Source organism: Microbacterium sp. NPDC058342 (genome assembly GCF_042723935.1).
Taxonomy (GTDB): Bacteria; Actinomycetota; Actinomycetes; order Actinomycetales; family Microbacteriaceae; genus Microbacterium.
The window spans coordinates 2,015,705-2,033,177 of the sequence record NZ_JBHXID010000001.1 but is presented as its reverse complement, the minus strand read 5'-3'; the positions used below and the strand labels follow the sequence as shown (position 1 = coordinate 2,033,177).

Sequence of the window (17,473 nt, the reverse complement as noted above, 5' to 3'; positions counted from 1 at the left end):
GCCTTCGGCTAGCCGCCCGCCCCGGGCGCGGGTAGAGTGGAGAGACCGAACCGAGGGGGTTGGAGATGCCTCTTTCCGAACAAGAGCAGCGCATGCTCGACGAGATGGAACGCCATCTCCTTCAGCACGATGCCGACGTCGTCACCGCGCCGTCCGGCGACCGTGCACTCAGCTACCGCAATCTGATCTACGGTGCGCTGCTCCTGCTCGTCGGGGTCGGCGGGCTCGTCGCAGCGGTCGCGACCGGCGACCGGCTGGGTCCGGTGGGCAGCATCATCCTGGGCGTCGTCGCCTTCCTCGCCATGCTGGGCGGTGCGATGCTCGCCTTCACGCCCGTGCGCCGCGCGTCGTCCACCGAGGCGCCGGATGCCCGGCCGCGCGGCCCGAAGCCGCGCGACACCTCGTTCATGGATCGCATGAACGACCGGTGGGACCGCCGACAGGACGAACGCTGATCTGACCCGCACGCGAAGCCCGGATGCCCTGCATCCGGGCTTTTCTGTTGTCTGGGCGGATCCTCCACTTTCCCTCCACCACGCTCCACCCCCGTGATCCCGCAGGATCACGGGGGTTTTCGTGTATCCAGCCGGGAGATGGCTGAGAAAGCCGCGGAATGTTCGTAGGAAAGTGGAGGGAAGTGGAGTAAAGTGGTGTGCACCTCGAGTTGGCCGGACGCAGAGGGGGTGATGGCCGATGTTGCTGGGGACTCACACGCCGAAGCTCGACGACAAGGGCCGTGTGATCCTTCCTGCGAAGTTCCGAGAGGATCTCGCGGGCGGCATCGTCGTCACCCGAGGGCAGGAGCGCTGTCTCTACGTGTTCAGCACCGCCGAGTTCGAGGCGATGCACGAGCGCATCCGGCAGGCTCCGCTCAGCAACAAGCAGGCGCGTGACTTCCTGCGGCTGTTCCTCTCCGGCGCCAGCGCCGAGATGCCCGACAGCCAGAACCGCATCACCCTTCCCGCACACCTGCGCCAGTACGCGGGCCTGGAGAAGGAACTGGTGGTCACGGGAGTCGGCGCCCACGCCGAGATCTGGGACGCGTCCGCATGGAACGCATACCTGGAGAGCAATGAGGAGTCCTACGCAGATCTGGAACAGGAGGTGATTCCCGGATTGTTCTGACCACGGCTGTGATGCCTCGCCGCTTCGCCCCGACACACTTCCCCGGTGCCGGGTCGAGCGGAGAGGAATCAGAGCCGGAGGTCACGGGATAGAAGAGCATGAGCCTCCGCGACATCCACACACCGGTGCTCCTCGAGCGCTGCATCGAGCTGCTCGCCCCCGCGCTCCAGAAGGACGGGGCGGTGCTCGTCGACGCCACGCTGGGCATGGGAGGGCACTCCGAGGCGTTCCTCGAGCGGTTCCCGAGCATCCGCCTGATCGGCCTCGACCGCGACACCGACGCCCTGAGGATCGCGGGGGAGCGGCTCGCTCCCTTCGGAGATCGCGTGAGACTCGTGCACACGGTGTACGACGAGATCGGCCTGCACGCTCAGGACGCCTCGGCGATCCTCTTCGATCTGGGCGTCTCGTCGCTGCAGCTCGACGAGGCCGACCGCGGCTTCGCCTACTCCAAAGACGCCCCGCTGGACATGCGGATGGACCAGACCAAGGGCCGCACCGCGGCGAGCATCCTCGCCGAGTACAGCGAAGGTCAGCTCCGGCGCATCTTCGAGCGCTACGGCGAGGAGAAGCTCGCCGGCCGGTACGCACGGTTCATCGTCGAAGCGCGGGGTACGCGGCCGCTCACCCGATCGGGCGAGCTGGTGGACCTCCTGGTCGCGGCGACCCCGGCAGCCGCGCAGCGCGCCGGACACCCCGCCAAGCGCGTGTTCCAGGCGCTGCGCATCGAGGTCAACTCCGAGCTCAGCGTGCTGGCGGACGCCATCCCCTCCGCGATGGACGCGCTGCTCGTCGGCGGTCGCATCGCCGTCATGGCGTACCAGTCGCTCGAGGACCGCCTGGTCAAGCAGGCGTTCGCGGCCGCATCCGCCTCGACCGCCCCCGCAGGACTGCCGGTGGAGCTGCCCGAGCACGCACCGCGGTTCCGGATGCTCACCAAGGGCGCCGAGCTCGCCGGCGAGCAGGAGCGGGCCGTCAACCCGCGGGCCATCCCGGTGCGCCTGCGCGCCGCCGAGAAGCTCAGGGAGAAGCCATGAGCCTGCTGAACGCGCGCGTCGCGCCCCGCACCGAGCCGCGCCCTGCGCCCGCGCGGCGCCTGCGTCCGGTCACGGCACCCGTCGAACGCCGGCGGCCGCGGATCGCCTATGCGGTGCTCGCCGTCGGCGGTGCACTCGCCGTCGGGGCCGCCCAGATGGGCATCTCGCTCGCCGCCACGCAGGACGCCTTCGTGCTGGCAGACCTCAACAGCCAGCAGCACGAGCTGAACCTGCAGAAGCAGGCGCTGGGTGATGAGATCGTCGGGTTGAGCTCGCCTCAGGCGCTCGCGGGCAAGGCGGACGGTCTCGGCCTCGTCGTGGCCGGCTCCGCCTCGTATCTGCGGTTGAGCGACGGAAAGGTCCTCGGCGCGGGACAGAGCGCCGACTGGATCTCGACGGTCACGCCGAACGGCTCGACGAAGGTCGGCAACGCGCTGCTCGCCCCGCCGCCGAACGCGAAGAAGGACGAGAAGGCGGCGGACGCCGAGAAGAGCGCAGACTCCGCCGAGAAGGACACCGACCCCGCACTGCCCCCGGCCGTCACCGAGGGTCTCCCCTCGCCGACCACCCGCTAGTCCCGTCCAGGAGGAGACCGTCGCATGACCACACGAGCAACGCGCGGAACGCGACGGCGCACGGTCGTCGCGCTCGCGGTGATCCTCACGGTTCTCGCCGCCTTCGTCTTCCGCCTCGTCGACATCCAGATGGTCCACGCCGACGATCACATCGCCGACTCGAATCTCGACTCGACCCGGAGCATCCCGGGTGCGAGGGGCGACATCGTCGACGAGAACGGCACGGTGCTGGCCTCGGACGCGTTCGTGTACGACGCGCAGCTCGACCCCAAGCTGATCCAGGACTACGAGGATGAGCCCGACCCGAAGAAGAAGCCCGAGCTGTCGTGGGCCGAGGCGAGCGAGAGGATCGCCGAGATCGTCGGGATGACCGGTGACGAAGTGCGCGCGATCGTCGCATCGGCGCTGGAGAAGAACCGCTACTCGCAGTACGCCAAGCTCAAGAACGGCCTGACCACCGAGCAGTACCTCGCACTGCGAGATCTCAACCTCGCTTACGTGTACAACAAGGCCAGAGCGGTGCGCGTCTATCCCAACGGTGCGGTCGCGGGCAACCTGGTCGGCTTCCTGAACGGCGCGGGCGAGCCCCAGTACGGCGTCGAGCGGATGCTGCAGAAGTGCCTGGCCGCGACGGACGGCTCCAGCACCTACAAGCGGGGTCAGGGCGGCGTGCGCATACCCGGCAGCGAGCGCACCGTGCCTGCCGTCGACGGCGGTTCGGTGCAGCTGACCATCGACAGCGACCTGAACTGGTATCTCCAGCAGATGATCGCCGAGGAGGCCAAGCGGCAGGGAGCGAAGGCGGGCAGCGTGACGGTCGTCGAAGTCGGCACGGGCAAGATCCGCGCGGCCGCCGAGTACCCCTCCGTCGACCCGAACAACATCAACACCGTCAGCTCGGAGTACTGGCGCTCGCACATCTTCTCGGACGCCTACGAGCCGGGCTCGACGTTCAAGGCCATCACGGCGGCGACCATCATCGATCAGGGCAAGGCGACTCCGAGCTCTCACGTGACCGCGGCCACCCGCGAGCGCTTTCCCAACGGCGCGGTGATCAACGACCCGTTCCCGCACCCCGTGTACGAATACACTCTCGCGGGCGCGCTGATCGACTCGTCGAACGTGTCGCTGTCCAAGTTCGGCACCCTGGTGGACCCGGCGACGCGCGCGGAGTACCTCGAGCGCTTCGGGGTGGGGGAGAAGACGGCGATCGGCTTCCCGGCCGAGCAGAAGGGTCTCATCAACGACCCGAGCAAGTGGGACAACCAGACGCTCTACACCACGACCTTCGGGCAGGCCTTCACGGTGACCCCGGCCCAGCTCGCCGGCGCCTACCAGGCGCTCGCGAACGACGGCAAGAAGATCGACCTGTCGCTCGTGGAGTCGTGCACCGACGCCGACGGCACCGTCCACGAGAGCGCGACGCCGGACAGCGAGCAGATCATCAAGCCCGAGACCGCGGCGCAGGTCAAGCGGATGCTGGAGAACGTCGCGGTCCAGGGAGGGAACGCCAACACGATCAAGGTGCCCGGCTATCGGATCGGCATCAAGACGGGCTCCGCGCAGAAGACCGACAACAACGGCGGCTACAAGAAGGGCGTGTACTTCACCAGCATGGTGGGCATCGCTCCCATCGAGGATCCGCAGTACGTCGTCGTGGTCACCCTGGACGAGCCGACTAAGATGAGGACTTCAGCCGCCACCGCCGTGGCCTTCCAGCAGGCGATGACCCAGGTGCTCAAGACCTATCACGTCGCGCCGTCGTCCACGCCCATGGGCGAGCTGCTTCCCAAATTCGACTAGTCGGCGTTCCGCCGCGCATGGAGATGTCACATGATCGCGCTGTCGCTCGCTGAGATCGCGGAGATCCTGGGCGGAGAGCTGCGCCTGCACGGCGCGGACTCGGCGGACACCGTCGTGGACGGGACCGTCGACACCGACTCGCGGGAGATGACGACGGGCTCCATCTTCGTCGCCAAGCCCGGTGAGACCACCGACGGACACCGCTTCGTCGGCGTCGCCGCCGAGGCGGGCGCCGTGCTGGCCGTCGTGGAGCATCCCGTGGACGCGGCCGTGTCGCAGATCGTCGTGGCCGATGCGGTTCAGGCTCTGGCCGACCTCGCACGCGCGGTCGTCGCGCGCGTGCGCGCGGGAGGCGGTCTGCGGATCGTCGGGATCACCGGATCCAACGGCAAGACGACCACGAAGAACTTCCTCGCCCGCATCCTCGAGGCAGAAGGCGAGACCGTCGCCCCGGTGCGCTCGTACAACAACGAGGTGGGCGCGCCGCTGACCATGCTGCGGGTCACCGAGAGCACTCGCTATCTCGTCAGCGAGTTCGGGGCGGCCGGACCCGGCAGCATCGCGCGGCTCGCCGGGCTCGTCGAGCCCGACGTCGTGGTCGTGCTCATGGTCGGGCTGGCGCACGCGGGCGGCTTCGGCGGCATCGAGGCGACGGCACGTGCCAAGTCCGAGCTCGTGCAGGCGGCCCGCTCCGACGGGGTCGCCGTGCTGAACCTCGACGATCCGCGCGTGTGGGCGATGCGGGACATCGCCACGGCACGCGGCATGCGCGTCGTCTCCTTCGGGCAGGGGTCCGAGGCCGACGTGCGCGCCGAGGACGTCGCGGTGTCGGCCACCGGCACGTCCAGCACCGTGGTGCACGGCGAGGAGCGCATCCCCCTGCGACTGCGGGTGCTCGGCGCCCACCACGTCGGCAACGCCCTCGCCGCGATCGCCGCAGCCGAGGTGCTCGGCGTCGCGGTCGCCGAGGCGGTCGCGCGCCTGGAGACGGTCGAGATCGCCGAACGCTGGCGGATGCAGCCGATGGGCGGCGAGCGCGTGCGCATCATCAATGACGCCTACAACGCCAGCCCGGACTCCATGGCCGCGGCTCTGCGCACGCTCGCGCAGATCACCGCTCCCGGCGAGCGCACCGTCGCCGTCCTGGGCGCCATGAGCGAACTCGGGGAGCTCGCGGGAGAGGAGCATGACCGCATCGGCCTGCTCGCCGTGCGCCTGAACATCCAGCGCATCGTCGTCGTGGGCCCCGAGGCGCGCAGGCTCTACCTTGCCGCCGTGGGCGAGGGCTCCTGGGACAGCGAGGCGGTGCATCTTCCCGATCAGGACGCCGCCTTCGAGTACCTGCGCAACGAGCTGCGCGACGGCGATCGCGTGCTCGTCAAATCGTCCAACTCCGTCGGGCTCCGGCATCTCGGCGATCGTCTGGGAGAATTGTTCTCGTGAGGTCCTTGCTTATGGCGACGGCGATATCGCTCGCCTTCTCGCTCTTCCTGACTCCGGTGTTCCTGAAGGGGTTCCGCCGGATCGGCTGGGGGCAGGTCATCCGCACCCCCGAGGACATCGCCAACCCCAGCCACGGGGCCAAGCGCGGCACGCCCACGATGGGCGGTGTCATCTTCATCCTCGGCACGATCGTCGGCTACTTCGCCGGCACCTTCTTCGGCGGGACGACGCCGGCGCTGTCGGCGATCCTGGTGCTGTGGCTGATGGTCGGCTTCGGCGCGGTCGGCTTCATCGACGACTACATGAAGGTGCGCAGCCAGCGCAGCCTCGGTCTCTCCGGCTGGCGCAAGATCGTCGGACAGCTCGCGATACTGATTCCCTTCGGCATCGTGGCGCTGAACTTCCCGAACTCATTCGGCCAGACCCCCGCCAGCGGGTCCGTCTCCCTCTTCCGCGATATCTCCTGGCTGAACCTGTTCGCGTTCGGTGCGGTGCTCGGCTGGATCCTGTACCTCATCTGGATCTCGGTGATCGGTGTCGCGACCTCGAACAGCGTCAACCTCACCGACGGGCTGGACGGGCTCGCCGCCGGCGCCGGCGTCTTCGTCGTCGGCTCGTACGGACTCATCGCGTTCTGGCAGTTCAAGCAGTCCTGCGTGGGCGAGGGCATGGCCATGGCCGGATGCTACGAGGTGCGCGAGCCGCTGAACCTGGCCACGGTCGCCGCGGCCTTCGCGGGCGGGCTCATCGGATTCCTGTGGTGGAACGCGCCCAAGGCCAAGGTGTTCATGGGCGATGTCGGTTCGATGGCGATCGGCGGCGTCATCACCGCCATGGCGATCCTCACCCGCACCGAGCTGCTCCTGTTCGTGATCGCCGGCATCTTCGTGCTGTCCTCCGGCTCGGTCATCCTGCAGCGGCTGTACTTCAAGATCACCCGGGGCAAGCGCCTGTTCCTGATGAGCCCGTTCCACCACCATCTCGAGATGCGCGGGTGGCAGGAGGTGACCATCGTGGTGCGGTTGTGGATCATCGCGGGCCTCCTGGCGGCATCCGCCGTGGGTCTCTTCTACGTCGACTGGTTCGCCCAGGCCTCGATCGGCTGAGCAGAATGACTTCACGTCTCGATGAGCTGACCAGCTGGCACGCGGACTGGACCGGCTTGAGGGTCGCAGTCCTCGGACTGTCCGTGACGGGCTTCTCCGCAGCCGACACCCTCACCGAGCTCGGGGCGGAGGTTCTCGTGCTGTCGGAGAGCGCGGCCGAGGAGTATGCGCGGCTCGTGCCCGTGATCGGCGCGCGACTCGAGCTCGGCTCCCTCGACGAGGTGCCGCAGACGCTCCGCGACTTCGCGCCCGACGTCGTCCTCGCCTCGCCGGGGTTCCCGCCTTCGCATCCGGTGATCCGCTGGACCCGGGAGACGGGCGTGCCGCTGTGGGGCGACGTGGAGCTCGCCTGGCGCGTGCGCGACAAGGTGGTGCGCGCCGACGGAACTCCGGCCGAGTGGATGCTGATCACGGGCACCAACGGCAAGACCACCACGACGCAGCTCACGGCGGCCCTGCTGAAGGCCGGTGGTCTGCGGGTGGCGCCCTGCGGCAACATCGGCGTCCCCGTGCTCGACGCCGTGCGCGACCCCGCCGGCTTCGACGTCCTCGTCGTCGAGCTCTCCAGCCATCAGCTCTGGTACATCGGGCAGTCGGCTCCCGCGGGCCAGCTCATGCCGTACTCGGCGACCTGCCTGAACCTGGCCGACGATCACCTCGTGTGGCACGGCGGAGCCGACGCCTACCGTGAGGCCAAGTCCTTCGTGTACCGGCACACGCGCGTGGCCTGCGTGTACAACAAGGCGGACGCCGCGACCCGGCGGATGGTCGAGGAGGCGGACGTCATCGAGGGCGCTCGCGCCATCGGCTTCGACCTCGGCACGCCCGGCCCGAGCGACCTCGGCGTGGTCGACGGCATCGTCGTCGATCGCGCCTTCCACGAGGATCGGCGTCACAGTGCGCTGGAGCTCACCACGGTCGCGGAGCTGAGCGCCGCCGGGCTGGCGGCTCCGCACGTGGTGCAGAACATTCTCGCGGCATCGGCGCTGGCGCGCTCGGCCGGCGTCACGCCGGAGGCCATTCACGACGCGCTGCAGGAGTTCACGCTCGACGCGCACCGCATCCAGGTCGTCGCGGAGCATGCGGGCATCACCTGGGTCGACGACTCGAAGGCCACCAACCCGCACGCCGCGGCGTCCTCGCTGCGCGCCCATCCCGGTGCCGTCTGGGTCGTCGGCGGCGACCTCAAGGGCGTCGATCTCGCCGACCTCGTCGCGGACGCCGGACGCATCGCCGGCGGCGCGATCGTCATCGGCGTCGATCGCGAGCCGGTGCTCGCGGCATTCCGGCGACACGCGCCGCAGATTCCCGTGTTCGAGGTGGTCCCTGGCGACACTGGAGAGGTCATGGACCGTGTCGTGGAGATCGCGACGGGGATGGTCGACGGTGAGGGGACGGTGCTGCTGGCCCCTGCCGCAGCATCCTTCGATCAGTTCTCCGGCTATGCGGACCGCGGAGAGCGCTTCGCCCGGGCGGTGCGCGCATGGATCGATCGGGGGAGCGCTGATGACGCAGACGGCTCACCCGCCTCGCGCTGAGGGCAGGGGTCTCGCAGCACGGGTCTCGCTGGGACGGCTGTTCGCCCCGCCCTCCACCGAGTTCGTGATGATCGCATCGACCTCGGTGCTGCTCACGCTGTTCGGAGTCGTGATGGTGCTCTCCGCGACGAGCGCCAACCCGAGCGCTCCTTTCGCGGATGCCCTCCGCCAGGGCTTCTTCGCCCTCGTCGGGATTCCCGTCATGTTCCTCGTCAGCCGGCTGCCGCTCGCATTCTTCAAGAAGATCGCCTGGCCCGCGCTGATCCTCGGCGTGCTGATCCAGCTGCTCGTGTTCGTCCCGGGTCTCGGCGTGTCCTCGTTCGGCAACAGGAACTGGATCAAGATCGCGGGCGTGCAGCTGCAGCCCTCGGAGTTCCTCAAGCTCGCCCTCGCGATCTGGATCGCGTTCGTCCTGATGCGCAAGCAGTCCCGGCTGGGCACCTGGCATCAGGTATTCATCCCCGTCGTGCCCGTCGCCGTCCTCGCGATCGGCACGGTCATCGCCGGCGACGACCTGGGCACCGTGATGGTGCTCGTGCTGGTCGTGCTCGGCTGCCTGTTCTTCTCGGGCGCGAAGCTGCGGCTGTTCATCCTGCCCCTTCTCGGCGGGATGGCCGCCGTGCTCGCGTACGCGCTCACGAGCGAGAACCGCATGAACCGCATCCTCGCCGCCTTCAACCCCGAGGCGTGCGACCCCACCAAGGAGTGCTACCAGGCCGTGCACGGCATGTGGGGCATGGCGAACGGCGGCTTCTTCGGTGTGGGACTGGGCAACTCGCAGGAGAAGTACTGGCTGCCCGCCGCCGCCAACGACTACATCTTCGCGATCGTGGGCGAGGAGCTGGGCCTGCTCGGCTGCCTGCTGGTGCTCGTCCTCTTCGGCTGCTTCGCGGTCGGCGTCTTCCACATCATCCGCAAGACGACGGACCCGTTCGTCCGCGTCGCCGCCGGTGGCATCGTCGTCTGGATCATCGGACAGGCGCTCATCAACATCGGCGTCGTCGTACGCGTCTTCCCGGTGATGGGCGTGCCGCTGCCGTTCATGTCGCAGGGCGGCACCTCGCTGCTGTCGGCCATGATGGCGTGCGGCGTGCTGCTCGCTTTCACACGCACAATCCCCTCATCCGAAAAGGGTAGGGTCGCCAGGGGCGAGAGGCTGAGCGAGCGGAGCGAGTCGAAGTGACGACCTACCTTCTGGCCGGCGGCGGGACCGCCGGCCATGTCAATCCGCTGCTCGCCGTCGGAGACCTGCTTCGTGAGCGAGAGGGTGACACGGTGCTCGTGCTCGGCACGAGGGAAGGGCTCGAGGCGCGACTGGTGCCGGCCCGCGGCTACGAGTTGCTGACCGTCGACAAGGTGCCCTTCCCGCGACGGCCGAACGGCGCCGCCCTCCGATTCCCCGCGCGCTTCCGCCGCGCGATCGCCCAGGTCCGCGCCCACATCCGCGCCCACCGCGTGGACGTGGTCGTCGGGTTCGGCGGCTACGCGGCCGCCCCGGCGTACGTCGCCGCACGCCGGGAGAAGGTGCCGTTCGTCGTGCACGAGGCCAATGCCAAACCCGGGCTCGCGAACGTGCTGGGCGCCCGATGGGCCGCGGGAGTGGGCGTCGCGTTCGCCGGGACGCCGCTCAAGCGGGGCGAACCGGTGGGGATGCCGCTGCGCCGCGAGGTCGTGGAGCTCGACCGCGCCGCCCGGCGCACGGAGGCGGCGGAGGAGTTCGGCCTCGACGCAGAACGACCCGTGCTGCTCGTCTTCGGCGGATCGCTCGGCGCCCAGCGCCTGAACGACGCGTTCTCCGGCGCGTGGAAGGACGTGCTCGCCGCCGGATGGCAGCTGCTGCACGTCACCGGGGAGCGCAGCGACCTGCCCGATCCCGGGGAGGCCGGCTACGCCATGCGCCGTTACGTGGACCGCATGGACCTCGCCTTCGCCCTCGCCGACCTCATCGTCTCGCGCTCCGGATCGGCGACGGTGAGCGAGATCAGCGCCCTTGGCCTGCCCGCGCTGTACGTGCCGTACGCGGTCGGCAACGGTGAGCAGCGACTGAACGCGGCGTCCGCCGTCGCAGCGGGAGCCGCGGTGCTGCTGGACGACGCCGGCTTCGACGCGGATGCCGTGCGCGCGCAGGTGCTTCCGCTCCTGGGCGACCGCGAGCGCATCGCGAAGATGGCACAGGCGGCGCAGCGGGTGGGCAGCCGGACCGGCACCGAGGACCTCGTGGCACTCATCGATCGCGCCCTCGCGGAAAAGTAGACTGGGACGGAAATGATCAGACCCGACCTCACCCTTCCCCTCCCCGAGACGATCACCTCCGCGCACTTCATCGGAATCGGCGGTTCCGGCATGAGCGGACTCGCCAGGATGTTCCTCGATGCGGGCATCCGCGTCTCCGGATCCGACCGCGCCGACAGCGACAATCTGCGTGCCCTCGCCGCGGCCGGCGCGACAGTGCACGTGGGGCACGACGCCGCGCACCTCCACGACGCGGACGCGGTCATCCACACCGGAGCGATCTGGCCGGAGAACCCGGAGTTCGTCACCGCGAAGGAGCGCGGCCTGCACCTGATCCACCGCTCGCAGGCGCTGCACTGGCTGATCGGCGGACGACGTCTCGTCTCGGTCGCCGGAGCGCACGGCAAGACGACCTCGACCGGGATGCTGGTGACGGCGCTGCACGCGCTGGGTGCCGATCCGAATTTCGTCAACGGCGGCGTCATCGAACAGCTGGGTGCATCGAGCAGCTCCGGCGCGGACGAGCTGTTCGTCATCGAGGCCGATGAGTCCGACGGCACCTTCCTGCTGTACGACACATCGGTCGCCGTGATCACGAACGTCGACCCCGACCACCTCGACTTCTTCGGTTCGGAGGACGCGTTCTACGACGCGTTCGTCCGCTTCGGAGACGACGCCCGGGAAGCGGTCGTGATCTCGGCCGACGACCCCGGTGCGCAGCGGGTGAGGGCAGCGCTGAGCCACCGTCGTGTGGTCACCTTCGGGCGGGCCGCGGACGCCGACCTGCGGATCTCCGACATCGACACGGCCGGCGGTGCATCCGCCACCCTGCATCACTCCGGCGAGTCCGTGCGCATGCGGCTCGCCGTGCCCGGCGCCCACAACGCGGTCAACGCGGCGGGCATCGTCGCGGTGCTGCTGACGCTCGGCCACGGGCTCGAGGAGTCCGCGCGGGCGCTCGAGGGGTTCGCGGGAACCGTGCGCCGGCTGGAGCAGCATGGTGTGGCGCGCGGCGTGCACGTGTTCGACGACTACTCGCACCACCCCACCGAGGTCAGGGCCGCACTCGAGGCGATGCGCGGTGTGGCCGGTGAGGGCCGCGTGATCGCGATCCAGCAGCCGCACACCTACTCGCGCACGCAGCACATGTACCGGGAGTTCGCCGAGGTGCTCGAAGAGCTCGCGGACCACACCGTCATGCTCGACGTCTACGGCGCACGGGAGGACCCCGTGCCCGGTGTGACAGGAGAGCTCGTCAGCGGCGCGTTCGACGACCCCGCGAAGGTGCATTACGTGCCCGACTGGCAGGAGGCCGCCGACTACACCGCGCAGATCGCTCGCGACGGCGACTACGTGGTGACCCTCGGCTGCGGCAATGTGTACCAGCTGATACCGCAGGTCCTCGACTCCCTCCGGCGCACGCCAGGAGCCTGAGTCATGCGTCGCCCGGCACCGCTTCCGGCTCCCGCGGAGGAACCGGAGCAGGTCGCGTCCGCAGCCCCGCGCGCGCGACGGCCACGGCGCGACGGCGATGAAGGCGATTCCGCGCCCGTGGCGCCGGGCGACGGCGTCGGGGGAGGTACTCAGGGCGCCAAGGAGCTCGGGGACGCCCCGGGATCGGCCGACGCCGACACCGCCGTGATCGAGGACGGCGTGGTCGAGGCGGCATCCGACGCCGACCGGACTTCGCGGGGCGAGGTGCGCAGCGCCGATGTGTGGCGTGCGGCGCGAGCCCGCCGCCGGGCGCTGCGCGCGGAGATCCGTCGGTTCACGCAGCGCTCCCGCAGGCGGCGGATCGTGTGGTGGAGCTCGATCGGCGCGGTGCTCGCGCTGGTGCTGGGGAGCGTGGTCGCGGCGTACAGCCCGCTCTTCGCCGTGCAGGACATCACCGTGGCGGGGGCGAAGACCCTCGACGTCGCAGCCGTGCAGGCCGCGCTCGAGGGGCAGAAGGGGGCGCCCCTCGCCCTCGTCGACGAGAGCGCGGTGAAGTCGGCGCTGATGCGGTTCCCGATGATCGAGTCGTACGCGCTGGAGGCCCGGCCGCCGCATGAACTGCTGGTGCGCATCGTCGAGCGCACGCCGGTCGGCGTGATCCGCTCCGACGGCGGCTACACCCTCGTGGATGCGGCGGGCGTCGTGCTGTCCACGACACCGGAGCGGCCCGAGGGGCAGCCCGTGCTGTCGATCACCGGCGGCACCGATTCGACGGCCTTCCGCAGCGCGGGCCTGGTGATCCGCTCGCTGCCCGCCGACCTGCGCGCGCAGGTCACGCAGGTCGCGGCGACCTCGACCGACGACGTCACGCTGACACTCGCGGACGGCAAGCGGATCGTGTGGGGGAGCGAGGAGGACTCGGTCGAGAAGGCGCTGGTCCTGGTCGCGCTCATCAGGAACGCTCCGAAGGCGGGTACCTTCGACGTCTCCGCGCCGGCCGTCCCGGTGGTGCGCTGACCGCCTTCCCGATCCTTCTGCGGCCGGTCGCACCCGCAGGCAGCCAGATCGGGACGAAACGCCGTGTCGTTGCGCGATCGGCGCGGGCTTGCGCATACCGTCGATCACGAGAACGCAATACCGGGAAACAGTTTAACCCTCTCGTTGAGGTTTAAAGTTTCTCCCCGTCAGGCTCGAATAACGGAGGCCGGCCATGAGCCAGAACCAGAACTACCTCGCCGTGATCAAGGTCGTCGGCGTCGGCGGTGGCGGCGTCAACGCCGTCAACCGCATGATCGAGCTCGGGCTCCGCGGAGTCGAGTTCATCGCCGTGAACACCGACGCGCAGGCGCTGCTGATGAGCGACGCCGACGTCAAGCTCGACGTGGGCCGCGAGCTCACCCGCGGTCTCGGCGCCGGGGCCGACCCGGAGGTCGGTCGCCGCGCGGCGGAGGACCACGCCGAGGAGATCGAGCAGGCCCTCACCGGCGCCGACATGGTCTTCGTGACCGCCGGAGAGGGCGGTGGCACGGGCACCGGCGGTGCGCCCGTGGTGGCGCGCATCGCGAAGTCGATCGGCGCCCTGACCATCGGCGTCGTGACCAAGCCGTTCTCCTTCGAGGGTCGTCGCCGGCAGAGCCAGGCCGAGGCGGGCGTCGCCAAGCTGAAGGAAGAGGTCGACACCCTCATCGTCGTGCCCAACGACCGTCTGCTGGAGATCAGCGACCGCGGCATCTCGATGATCGAGGCCTTCGCGACGGCCGATCAGGTGCTCCTGGCCGGTGTTCAGGGCATCACCGACCTGATCACCACCCCCGGCCTGATCAACCTGGACTTCGCCGACGTCAAGTCCGTCATGCAGGGCGCGGGCTCCGCGCTCATGGGCATCGGTTCGGCCCGGGGCGCCGATCGGGCGATCAAGGCGGCCGAGCTGGCCGTGGAGTCGCCGCTGCTCGAAGCGTCCATCGAGGGCGCGCACGGCGTGCTGCTGTCCATCCAGGGCGGCTCCAACCTCGGCATCTTCGAGATCCACGACGCGGCCGACCTCGTCAAGGAGGCCGCGCACCCCGAGGCGAACATCATCTTCGGAACGGTCATCGACGACACCCTCGGCGACGAGGTGCGCGTCACGGTGATCGCCGCCGGCTTCGACGGAGGCCAGCCCGCCCCGCGCCTGGAGCCCATGGTGGTCGAGCGCCCCGCGGCCAGCACGCTTCCCGAGGTGCGCCCGGAGGAGAAGGCCGATGAGAACGAGCGCACCGAGGCGGTCAAGCCCGTCGCGCCGGCTCCCGTCGCGACGAGCATCGAGCCCGCCTTCGCGGACGACAGCGACCTCGACATCCCCGAGTTCCTGAAGTGACCCGTGCCTGACGGGGCTCTCGCGGCGCGGCTGTCGGCGATCGACGCGCGGATCGCCGACGCCGCGCGTGCGGCGGGCCGCGAACCGGGGGAGATCACCAGGATCGTCGTCACGAAGTTCCATCCGGCGCAGCTGGTCAGCGACCTGCAGGCGCTGGGGGTCACCGATGTCGGCGAGAACCGGCAGCAGGAGATGACGGCGAAGCGCGCTTCTCTGCGCGAGGCTCGCGCCGAGTCCGCTGGTCTGCGCTGGCACTTCATCGGGCAGGCGCAGACGAACAAGGCGGCGGCGATCCGGCGGGGCGCCGACGTCGTGCACTCGGTCGACAGGCTCCGTCTCGCCGACGCACTTCACCGCGCGGCGGATGACGACCGTGTGCTCGACGTGCTCGTGCAGGTGAACCTGACCGACGACGCCGGGCGCGGCGGAAGCGCCCTGACGGATGCGGAGGAGCTGGCCGAGCACGTGCTCGGCCAGGACTCGCTGCGGCTGAGGGGCGTGATGGCCGTCGCCCCGCTCGACGAGGATCCGGCACCCGCCTTCGCGCGACTGCGCGGGGTCTCCGAGCGCGTCAGAAGCCTCGCTCCGGATGCGTCCTGGATCTCGGCCGGCATGACCGGCGACTTCGTGCAGGCGATCGACGCCGGCGCGACACACCTGCGGATCGGTTCCGCAATCACAGGACCGCGACCCGAGCGGGGATAACCTGTGAACCAGACCAGCCCGAAACGTTCGAACCGGAGGACACGATGGGTAACCCGCTGAAGAAGACCATGGTGTATCTCGGCCTCGCCGATGAGGAAGAGGTCTACGAGCAGGAGGCTTCGTCGTCTCCCGTCCGCGCACCGCGCGAGCGCGAGCGCGAGCGCGAGGAGCAGGCCCCCGCGCCTGTGACGCCCCTGCGCCGCCCGACCGCGGTGCGCCAGCCGTCCGCGGGAGCGGTGAACGAGATCCTCACCGTGCATCCGAAGCAGTACCGCGACGCACAGGTCATCGCCGAGAACTTCCGCGAGGGCGTGCCGGTGATCATCAATCTGTCGCAGATGAGCGATGCCGACGCGCGTCGCCTCATCGACTTCGCGAGCGGGCTGTCACTGGGTCTTTACGGTCGCATCGAGCGGGTCACGAGCAAGGTCTTCCTGCTGTCGCCCGAGAACATCGCGGTCTCCGGCCAGGGCGGCCTCGCCCAGGCGGAATCCGCCTCGTTCGACTCCTGACCTTGGGAGCCGCACTCAGCATCGTCGGCGGCATCGTCGAGCTGGTGCTGACGCTGTACGTGCTGGTGCTCATCGCCCGGCTCGTGCTGGACTACATCCCGCTGTTCAACAGGCAGTGGCGTCCCAAGGGCGTGGGTCTCGTGCTCGCCGAGCTGGCGTACACGCTCACGGATCCGCCGATCCGGTTCTTCCGGCGGATCGTGCCACCGCTGCGCCTGGGCACCATCTCGCTCGATTTCGGCTTCGCGCTGACCATGATCGTCGTGCTGATCCTCATGTCGATCGTGCGCGCTCTCACCTGACGCTCCCCGCGCCGTCACATCGCGTCGCACAGACGGGGGGACTATGCTTGGCTCCCAGGCGCGCGCCCCGGGTACGCGTCGACTGAACACCGCGCCATCTCTCAACGACTGGCCAAAAGAACTCATCGAAAGAGGAGCCACCCATGGCACTTACCCCGGATGACGTCGTCCACAAGGAGTTCCAGCACGTCCGATTCAAGGACGGGTTCGACCCCGAGGAGGTCGACGACTACCTCGACGAGATCGTCGTTGAATGGCGCAAGACCATCGAGGAGAACAACGAGCTCAAGGCGAAGCTCGCCGCCTTCGAGTCCGGCCAGTCCGCTGCAGAGCCCGTGGCCGCAGCGCCCGTGGCCGCAGCTCCCGCTCCCGCCGCCCCGGCCGCAGAGGCTTCCGCCACGGGCACGTCCGCCGGCATCATCGAGCTCGCTCAGCGTCTGCACGACGAGCACGTCGCGGAGGGCGAGGCCAAGCGCAAGCAGCTCATCGAGGACGCCGAGGCCGAAGTGGCTCGCATCCGCACCGAGGCAGAGGCGAAGCAGCGCGAGGAGTCCGCACGACTCGAGCGCGAGCGCAACACTCTCGAAGGTCGCATCACCGAACTCCGCGAGTTCGAGCGCGATTACCGCGGCAAGCTGCGCGCGATGATCGAGGGACAGCTGCGCGACCTCGACCAGAAGTCGTCGACGGACTCGACCCCCGTCTCCGCCATCGGCCTGTAGGTCACCCTTGGCAGGGCGTCGTCCCCTTCGTCGGTCGGCGGCCGGCGCGATCGTCGCGGTTCTCGCAGTGATCGTCCTGGCCGCCGATCAGTTCGCGAAGCACCTCACCATCGAGCACCTTCCCGAGCGGGAGGCCGTGCCGGTGCTGGGTGAGTTCCTCCAGCTTTTCTACATCCGCAACTCCGGCGCGGCGTTCTCGATCGGGTCGAGCATGACCTGGATCTTCACGATCGCGCTGTCCGTGGTCGCGGGCGTGATCGTGTGGAAGGCCGTGGGCGTGCGGTCTCGTCTGTGGGCGGTGGTGCTCGGCTGCCTGCTGGGGGGCGTGCTGGGCAACCTCACCGACCGGCTTCTGCGTGAACCCGGGTTCGCGGTCGGCCACGTCGTCGACATGATCTCGATGCCGTGGATGCTGCCGGCCATCTTCAACGTCGCCGACATCTTCATCGTGACCGGGATGATCTCCGTCGCGCTGCTCGTCGTGACGGGACTTCGGCTGGACGGCACGCGCGAACGCGATCATGCGGCGGATGACGGCGAGGCATCGCCGCCGGAAGCCGTGGCCACGCCGAGCGAAGCCTGA

The 17,473-nt window shown here is 69.4% G+C and carries 18 protein-coding genes; all 18 read left to right on the top strand.

The features are described from left to right. The first annotated feature begins 65 nt into the window (after positions 1-65). The 18 genes from ACFWHT_RS09530 (at position 66) to lspA (ending at position 17,473) form a co-directional block, all read left to right on the top strand. Positions 66-455: a DUF3040 domain-containing protein gene (locus tag ACFWHT_RS09530; protein WP_378827692.1), complete on the top strand. Its 390-nt coding sequence runs from the start codon at positions 66-68 to the stop codon at positions 453-455. A 238-nt stretch (positions 456-693) separates the two neighbouring features. Next, the gene (gene mraZ / locus ACFWHT_RS09525) at positions 694-1,125 is read left to right on the top strand and encodes a division/cell wall cluster transcriptional repressor MraZ (protein ID WP_378827689.1); all 432 of its coding nucleotides are present in this window, start codon (positions 694-696) and stop codon (positions 1,123-1,125) included. Between the two features lie 98 nt (positions 1,126-1,223). Next, entirely contained in the window at positions 1,224-2,162 is a 939-nt protein-coding gene (gene rsmH, locus ACFWHT_RS09520) for a 16S rRNA (cytosine(1402)-N(4))-methyltransferase RsmH (RefSeq protein WP_378827687.1), read from the top strand. Further along, positions 2,159-2,737 carry a hypothetical protein gene (locus tag ACFWHT_RS09515; RefSeq protein WP_378827685.1) on the top strand — a complete coding sequence of 193 codons (579 nt, stop codon included), beginning with the start codon at positions 2,159-2,161 and terminating at the stop codon, positions 2,735-2,737. The genes rsmH and ACFWHT_RS09515 overlap by 4 nt, the downstream gene beginning before the upstream one ends. Positions 2,738-2,761: 24 nt before the next feature. Then, positions 2,762-4,540 carry a peptidoglycan D,D-transpeptidase FtsI family protein gene (locus tag ACFWHT_RS09510; protein ID WP_378827683.1) on the top strand — a complete coding sequence of 593 codons (1,779 nt, stop codon included), beginning with the start codon at positions 2,762-2,764 and terminating at the stop codon, positions 4,538-4,540. A 30-nt stretch (positions 4,541-4,570) separates the two neighbouring features. Continuing rightward, positions 4,571-5,983 (top strand): UDP-N-acetylmuramoyl-tripeptide--D-alanyl-D-alanine ligase, encoded by a 1,413-nt coding sequence (murF, locus tag ACFWHT_RS09505; RefSeq protein ID WP_378827682.1) that lies wholly within the window; start codon positions 4,571-4,573, stop codon positions 5,981-5,983. Continuing rightward, a complete protein-coding gene (gene mraY, locus ACFWHT_RS09500; RefSeq protein ID WP_378827680.1) occupies positions 5,980-7,089 on the top strand; it encodes a phospho-N-acetylmuramoyl-pentapeptide-transferase in 1,110 nt (369 codons plus the stop codon). The genes murF and mraY overlap by 4 nt, the downstream gene beginning before the upstream one ends. Positions 7,090-7,094: 5 nt before the next feature. After that, the gene (gene murD / locus ACFWHT_RS09495) at positions 7,095-8,627 is read left to right on the top strand and encodes a UDP-N-acetylmuramoyl-L-alanine--D-glutamate ligase (RefSeq protein WP_378827677.1); all 1,533 of its coding nucleotides are present in this window, start codon (positions 7,095-7,097) and stop codon (positions 8,625-8,627) included. Further along, the gene (gene ftsW, locus ACFWHT_RS09490) at positions 8,596-9,810 is read left to right on the top strand and encodes a putative lipid II flippase FtsW (RefSeq protein WP_378827675.1); all 1,215 of its coding nucleotides are present in this window, start codon (positions 8,596-8,598) and stop codon (positions 9,808-9,810) included. The genes murD and ftsW overlap by 32 nt, the downstream gene beginning before the upstream one ends. Then, entirely contained in the window at positions 9,807-10,880 is a 1,074-nt protein-coding gene (locus ACFWHT_RS09485) for a glycosyltransferase (RefSeq protein WP_378827673.1), read from the top strand. The genes ftsW and ACFWHT_RS09485 overlap by 4 nt, the downstream gene beginning before the upstream one ends. A gap of 12 nt (positions 10,881-10,892) precedes the next feature. Then, positions 10,893-12,293: a UDP-N-acetylmuramate--L-alanine ligase gene (gene murC, locus ACFWHT_RS09480; protein WP_378827671.1), complete on the top strand. Its 1,401-nt coding sequence runs from the start codon at positions 10,893-10,895 to the stop codon at positions 12,291-12,293. A gap of 3 nt (positions 12,294-12,296) precedes the next feature. Beyond that, on the top strand, positions 12,297-13,310 hold the full coding sequence (locus ACFWHT_RS09475; RefSeq protein ID WP_378827668.1) for an FtsQ-type POTRA domain-containing protein: 1,014 nt from the start codon (positions 12,297-12,299) through the stop codon (positions 13,308-13,310). Positions 13,311-13,503: 193 nt separating this feature from the next. Next, entirely contained in the window at positions 13,504-14,649 is a 1,146-nt protein-coding gene (ftsZ, locus tag ACFWHT_RS09470) for a cell division protein FtsZ (protein ID WP_378827666.1), read from the top strand. Positions 14,650-14,652: 3 nt separating this feature from the next. Next, positions 14,653-15,354 (top strand): YggS family pyridoxal phosphate-dependent enzyme, encoded by a 702-nt coding sequence (locus ACFWHT_RS09465; protein ID WP_378827664.1) that lies wholly within the window; start codon positions 14,653-14,655, stop codon positions 15,352-15,354. Positions 15,355-15,398: 44 nt separating this feature from the next. Continuing rightward, a complete protein-coding gene (locus tag ACFWHT_RS09460; RefSeq protein WP_378827662.1) occupies positions 15,399-15,866 on the top strand; it encodes a cell division protein SepF in 468 nt (155 codons plus the stop codon). A gap of 2 nt (positions 15,867-15,868) precedes the next feature. Next, entirely contained in the window at positions 15,869-16,168 is a 300-nt protein-coding gene (locus ACFWHT_RS09455; RefSeq protein WP_378827659.1) for a YggT family protein, read from the top strand. Positions 16,169-16,311: 143 nt separating this feature from the next. After that, a complete protein-coding gene (locus ACFWHT_RS09450; RefSeq protein WP_378827657.1) occupies positions 16,312-16,890 on the top strand; it encodes a DivIVA domain-containing protein in 579 nt (192 codons plus the stop codon). Between the two features lie 67 nt (positions 16,891-16,957). Beyond that, positions 16,958-17,473 (top strand): signal peptidase II, encoded by a 516-nt coding sequence (lspA, locus tag ACFWHT_RS09445; RefSeq protein WP_378827655.1) that lies wholly within the window; start codon positions 16,958-16,960, stop codon positions 17,471-17,473.

What these genes read in the sequence shown, in the direction of transcription:
- ACFWHT_RS09530 (WP_378827692.1), top strand. Translation starts at nt 66, where the DNA reads ATGCCTCTTTCCGAACAAGAGCAGCGCATGCTCGACGAGATGGAACGC.
- mraZ (WP_378827689.1), top strand. Translation starts at nt 694, where the DNA reads ATGTTGCTGGGGACTCACACGCCGAAGCTCGACGACAAGGGCCGTGTG.
- rsmH (WP_378827687.1), top strand. Translation starts at nt 1,224, where the DNA reads ATGAGCCTCCGCGACATCCACACACCGGTGCTCCTCGAGCGCTGCATC.
- ACFWHT_RS09515 (WP_378827685.1), top strand. Translation starts at nt 2,159, where the DNA reads ATGAGCCTGCTGAACGCGCGCGTCGCGCCCCGCACCGAGCCGCGCCCT.
- ACFWHT_RS09510 (WP_378827683.1), top strand. Translation starts at nt 2,762, where the DNA reads ATGACCACACGAGCAACGCGCGGAACGCGACGGCGCACGGTCGTCGCG.
- murF (WP_378827682.1), top strand. Translation starts at nt 4,571, where the DNA reads ATGATCGCGCTGTCGCTCGCTGAGATCGCGGAGATCCTGGGCGGAGAG.
- murD (WP_378827677.1), top strand. Translation starts at nt 7,095, where the DNA reads ATGACTTCACGTCTCGATGAGCTGACCAGCTGGCACGCGGACTGGACC.
- ftsW (WP_378827675.1), top strand. Translation starts at nt 8,596, where the DNA reads ATGACGCAGACGGCTCACCCGCCTCGCGCTGAGGGCAGGGGTCTCGCA.
- murC (WP_378827671.1), top strand. Translation starts at nt 10,893, where the DNA reads ATGATCAGACCCGACCTCACCCTTCCCCTCCCCGAGACGATCACCTCC.
- ACFWHT_RS09475 (WP_378827668.1), top strand. Translation starts at nt 12,297, where the DNA reads ATGCGTCGCCCGGCACCGCTTCCGGCTCCCGCGGAGGAACCGGAGCAG.
- ftsZ (WP_378827666.1), top strand. Translation starts at nt 13,504, where the DNA reads ATGAGCCAGAACCAGAACTACCTCGCCGTGATCAAGGTCGTCGGCGTC.
- ACFWHT_RS09460 (WP_378827662.1), top strand. Translation starts at nt 15,399, where the DNA reads ATGGGTAACCCGCTGAAGAAGACCATGGTGTATCTCGGCCTCGCCGAT.
- ACFWHT_RS09450 (WP_378827657.1), top strand. Translation starts at nt 16,312, where the DNA reads ATGGCACTTACCCCGGATGACGTCGTCCACAAGGAGTTCCAGCACGTC.